At 66.1% G+C, this 1096-nt stretch carries 1 protein-coding gene; it reads left to right on the top strand.

What is annotated here, in order from left to right; translation table 11 throughout:
* Positions 1 to 1095, top strand: a 1095-nt coding sequence (locus tag QCE69_RS39295; RefSeq protein ID WP_309936149.1) for an acetyl-CoA C-acetyltransferase, incomplete at its 5' end; no start/stop codon positions are given.
* Position 1096 lies beyond the last annotated feature (1 nt).

Genomic DNA, 1096 nt, shown 5'->3' on the forward strand with positions numbered 1-1096 from the left:
GGCGCAACGGTCATCAAGGCCGTGCTCGAACGCGCAGGCGTGAAGCCGGATCAGGTGAGCGAAGTCATTCTCGGCCAGGTGCTGGCCGCGGGCTCGGGACAGAATCCGGCGCGCCAGTCGCTCATCAAGGCAGGGCTGCCGGACATGGTGCCCGGCATGACGATCAACAAGGTGTGCGGCTCGGGCCTGAAGGCGGTGATGCTGGCGGCGAACGCGATCATCGCGGGCGATGCGGACATCGTGATCGCGGGCGGCCAGGAAAACATGAGCGCGGCGCCGCACGTGCTGCCGGGCTCGCGCGACGGCTTCCGCATGGGCGATGCGAAACTGATCGACACGATGATCGTCGACGGCCTGTGGGACGTCTATAACAACTATCACATGGGCACGACGGCCGAGAACGTCGCGAAGGAATTCGGCATCACGCGCGAGCAGCAGGATGCGTTCGCGGCGCTGTCGCAGAACAAGGCCGAGAAGGCACAGAAGGAAGGCCGCTTCAACGACGAGATCGTGCCGGTCTCGATTCCGCAGCGCAAGGGCGAGCCGCTTCAGTTCAACACGGACGAATTCGTGCGTCACGGCGTGACCGCCGAGGCGCTGGCGGGTCTGAAGCCCGCGTTCTCGAAGGAAGGCACGGTGACGGCGGCGAATGCATCGGGCATCAACGACGGTGCGGCGGCCGTGGTCGTGATGTCGGCGAAGAAGGCCGAAGCGCTCGGTTTGACGCCGCTGGCGCGCATCAAGGCCTACGCGAACGCGGGCGTGAGCCCGAAGATCATGGGCATGGGTCCGGTGCCGGCGTCGAAGCGCTGTCTGGAGCGCGCGGGCTGGAGCGTCAACGACCTGGACCTGATGGAAATCAACGAAGCGTTCGCGGCGCAGGCGCTGGCGGTGCATCAGCAGATGGGCTGGGATCAGTCGAAGATCAACGTGAACGGCGGGGCGATCGCGATCGGGCATCCGATCGGCGCATCGGGCTGCCGGATTCTGGTGACGCTGCTGCACGAAATGCAGAAGCGCGATGCGAAGAAGGGTCTGGCGTCGCTGTGCATCGGCGGCGGCATGGGCGTGGCGCTGGCGGTGGAACGGCCGTAAG

It is taken from the genome of Caballeronia sp. LZ032 (assembly GCF_031451315.1).
Lineage (GTDB): Bacteria > Pseudomonadota > Gammaproteobacteria > Burkholderiales > Burkholderiaceae > Caballeronia.